Origin of the sequence: Luteimonas aquatica (assembly GCF_022662575.1) — a bacterium.
GTDB classification, from domain to species: Bacteria; Pseudomonadota; Gammaproteobacteria; order Xanthomonadales; family Xanthomonadaceae; genus Luteimonas; species Luteimonas aquatica.
In genome coordinates, this window is the sequence record NZ_JALBFU010000026.1 from 1 (window position 1) to 4,521 (window position 4,521).

Genomic DNA, 4,521 nt, shown 5'->3' on the forward strand with positions numbered 1-4,521 from the left:
GATGGTGTAGGTCGCGCTGGCGCCCACGGCCAGGCCGGCCGGCGTCGTGCAGGTCACCGTCTGGCCCGTGGCCGAGCAACCGGCACCCACCGAATTGATGGTCAGCGACGCATCGACGTTGTCCACGCTCACCGCATCGGCGGTCGTCGGACCCGTGCCGTTATTGGTCACGGTAATGGTGTACGTCGCGGCCACGCCCACCGTCATCGGGTTCGGCGCCACGGTCTTGGTCGTAGTCAGCGCCACGCCGGTGTTCACCGGGGTCGGCGGCGTGCTGGTATCGCAGCCCTCGCCCGTGGCCGTGGTGCAGTCCGGGTCGCCGCCACCGCTGGTATTGACGGTGTTGACGATGCCCGTGCTGTTGGCAGCGGTCGGGGTGACGTTGATCGTGTAGGTCGCGCTCGCGCCCGCGGCCAGGCCGGCCGGCGTGGTGCAGGTGACCGTCTGGCCGCTCTGTGTGCAGCCCGCACCGACACTGTTGATGGTCAGCGAGGCGTCGACATTATCGACGCTCACAGTATCGGCATTGGTCGGACCCGTGCCGTTGTTGGTGACCGTGATCGTGTACGTTGCCGCCACACCCACCGTCATCGGGTTCGGGCTGACCGTCTTGCTGGTGGTCAGGTCCACGCCCGAGTTCACCGGCACCGGCGGGGTTGTGGCATCGCAGCCCTCGCCCGTGGCGGTCGAGCAGTCCGGATCGCCACCGCCGCTGGTGTTCACCGTGTTGACGATACCCGTGCTGTTGGCAGCGGTCGGGGTGACGTTGATCGTGTAGGTCGCGCTCGCGCCCGCGGCCAAGCCGGCCGGCGTCGTGCAGGTCACGGTCTGACCCGTAGCGGAGCAGCCCGCGCCGACGCTGTTGATCGTCAGCGACGCGTCCACCGCGTCGACACTGATCGTATCGGCCGTGGTCGGACCGGTGCCATTGTTGGTCACCGTGATCGTATAGGTCGCAGCCACACCCACCGTCATCGGGTTCGGGCTGACCGTCTTGCTGGTGGTCAGGTCCACGCCCGAGTTCACCGGCACCGGCGGGGTCGTGGCATCGCAGCCCTCGCCCGTGGCGGTCGAGCAGTCCGGATCGCCACCGCCGCTGGTGTTCACCGTGTTGACGATACCCGTGCTGTTGGCAGCGGTCGGGGTGACGTTGATCGTGTAGGTCGCGCTCGCGCCCGCGGCCAAGCCGGCCGGCGTGGTGCAGGTCACGGTCTGACCCGTAGCGGAGCAGCCCGCGCCGACGCTGTTGATCGTCAGCGACGCGTCCACCGCGTCGACACTGATCGTATCGGCCGTGGTCGGACCGGTGCCATTGTTGGTCACCGTGATCGTATAGGTCGCAGCCACACCCACCGTCATCGGGTTCGGGCTGACCGTCTTGCTGGTGGTCAGGTCCACACCCGAGTTCACCGGCACCGGCGGGGTCGTCGTATCGCAGCCTTCGCCCGTGGCGGTCGAGCAGTTCGGATCGCCACCGCCACTGGTATTGACGGTGTTGACGATGCCCGTGCTGTTGGCGGCCGTCGGCGTGACATTGATCGTGTAGGTCGCGCTGGCACCCGCCGCCAGGCCGGCCGGCGTCGTGCAAGTGACCGTCTGGCCGCTCTGCGTGCAGCCCGCACCCACGCTGTTGATCGTCAGCGACGCATCCACCGCGTCGACCCTGACCGTATCGGCCGTGGTCGGACCCGTGCCGTGGTTGGTCACGGTGATCGTGTAGGTCGCGCTCGCGCCCGCGGCCACGCCGGCCGGCGTCGTGCTAGTGACCGTCTGGCCGCTCTGCCCGCAGCCCGCACCGACCCTGTTGATCGTCAGCGACGCGTCCACCGCGTCGACACTGACCGTATCGGCCGTGGTCGGACCCGTGCCGTTGTTGGTCACGGTGATCGTGTAGGTCGCCGCCACGCCCACCGTCATCGGGTTCGGCGCCACCGTCTTGGTGGTGCTCAGGCTCACGCCGGTGTTCACCGGGGTCGGCGGCGTACTGGTGTCGCAGCCCTCGCCCGTCGCCGTGGTGCAGTTCGGATCGCCGCCACCGCTGGTGTTGACGGTGTTGACGATGCCCGTGCTGTTGGCGGCCGTCGGCGTGACATTGATGGTGTAGGTGGCGCTGGCGCCCGCGGCCAGGCCGGCCGGCGTGGTGCAGGTGACCGTCTGGCCGCTCTGCACGCAGCCCGCACCGACACTGTTGATCGTCAGCGACGCATCGACATTATCGACGCTGACCGTATCGGCCGTGGTCGGACCCGTGCCGTTGTTGGTGACCGTGATCGTATAGGTCGCAGCCACACCCACCGTCATCGGGTTCGGGCTGACGCTCTTGGTCGTGGTCAACGCCACGCCGGTGTTCACCGGGGTCGGCGGCGTGCTGGTGTCGCAGCCCTCGCCCGTCGCCGTGGTGCAGTCCGGATCGCCACCGCCGCTGGTGTTCACGGTGTTGACGATGCCGGTGCTGTTGGCGGCCGTCGGCGTGACGTTGATGGTGTAAGTGGCGCTGGCGCCCGCGGCCAGACCGGCCGGCGTGGTGCAAGTGACCGTCTGGCCCGTGGCCGAACAGCCCGTGCCGACACTGTTGATCGCCAGCGAGGCGTCAACGTTGTCCACGCTCACTGTATCCGCATTGGTCGGACCGGTCCCGTTGTTGGTGACCGTGATCGTGTACGTTGCCGGCACACCCACCGTCATCGGATTCGGATTGACCGTCTTGCTGGTGGTCAGGTCCACGCCCGAGCTCACCGGGACCGGCGGGGTCGTGGCATCGCAGCCTTCGCCGGTGGCGGTCGAGCAGTTCGGATCGCCACCGCCACTGGTGTTCACGGTGTTGACGATGCCGGTGCTGTTGGCGGCCGTCGGCGTGACGTTGATCGTGTAAGTCGCGCTGGCGCCGGCAGCCAGACCGGCCGGCGTGGTGCAGGTCACGGTCTGTCCCGTGGCCGAGCAGCCCGCACCCACGCTGTTGATCGTCAGCGACGCGTCCACCGCGTCGACACTGACCGCATCGGCCGTGGTCGGACCCGTGCCATTGTTGGTCACGGTGATCGTGTAGGTCGCGGCCACGCCCACCGTCATCGGGTTCGGCGCCACGGTCTTGGTCGTGGTCAGCGCCACGCCGGTGTTCACCGGGGTCGGCGGGGTGCTGGTGTCGCAGCCCTCGCCCGTCGCCGTGGTGCAGTCCGGATCGCCGCCGCCGCTGGTGTTCACGGTGTTGACGATGCCGGTGCTGTTGGCGGCCGTCGGCGTGACGTTGATGGTGTAAGTGGCGCTGGCGCCCGCGGCCAGACCGGCCGGCGTGGTGCAAGTGACCGTCTGGCCCGTGGCCGAACAGCCCGTGCCGACACTGTTGATCGCCAGCGAGGCGTCAACGTTGTCCACGCTCACTGTATCCGCATTGGTCGGACCGGTCCCGTTGTTGGTGACCGTGATCGTGTACGTTGCCGGCACACCCACCGTCATCGGATTCGGATTGACCGTCTTGCTGGTGGTCAGGTCCACGCCCGAGCTCACCGGGACCGGCGGGGTCGTGGCATCGCAGCCTTCGCCGGTGGCGGTCGAGCAGTTCGGATCGCCACCGCCACTGGTGTTCACGGTGTTGACGATGCCGGTGCTGTTGGCGGCCGTCGGCGTGACGTTGATCGTGTAAGTCGCGCTGGCGCCGGCAGCCAGACCGGCCGGCGTGGTGCAGGTCACGGTCTGTCCCGTGGCCGAGCAGCCCGCACCCACGCTGTTGATCGTCAGCGACGCGTCCACCGCGTCGACACTGACCGCATCGGCCGTGGTCGGACCCGTGCCATTGTTGGTCACGGTGATCGTGTAGGTCGCGGCCACGCCCACCGTCATCGGGTTCGGCGCCACGGTCTTGGTCGTGGTCAGCGCCACGCCGGTGTTCACCGGGGTCGGCGGGGTGCTGGTGTCGCAGCCCTCGCCCGTCGCCGTGGTGCAGTCCGGATCGCCGCCACCGCTGGTGTTGACGGTATTGACGATGCCGGTGCTGTTCGCAGCGGTCGGGGTGACGTTGATGGTGTAGGTCGCGCTCGCGCCCGCGGCCAAGCCGGCCGGCGTCGTGCAGGTCACGGTCTGGCCCGTAGCGGAGCAGCCCGCGCCGACGCTGTTGATCGTCAGCGACGCGTCCACCGCGTCGACACTGACCGTATCGGCCGTGGTCGGACCGGTGCCATTGTTGGTCACCGTGATCGTATAGGTCGCGGCCACACCCACCGTCATCGGGTTCGGATTGACCGTCTTGCTGGTGGTCAGGTCCACGCCGGAGTTCACCGGCACCGGCGGGGTCGTGGCATCGCAGCCTTCGCCCGTGGCGGTCGAGCAGTTCGGATCGCCGCCGCCGCTGGTGTTCACGGTATTGACGATGCCCGTGCTGTTCGCAGCGGTCGGCGTGACATTGATCGTGTAGGTCGCACTGGCGCCCGCAGCCAGGCCGGCCGGCGTGGTGCAGGTGACCGTCTGGCCCGTGGCCGAGCAGCCCGCACCCACGCTGTTGATCGTCAGCGACGCATCCACCGCATC

General features: G+C 68.6%; 1 protein-coding gene. It reads right to left on the bottom strand.

The window, feature by feature from the left end; all coding sequences use genetic code 11:
• Positions 1-4,521, bottom strand: a 4,521-nt coding sequence (locus MD221_RS17335) for a beta strand repeat-containing protein (RefSeq protein WP_242113403.1), incomplete at both ends; no start/stop codon positions are given.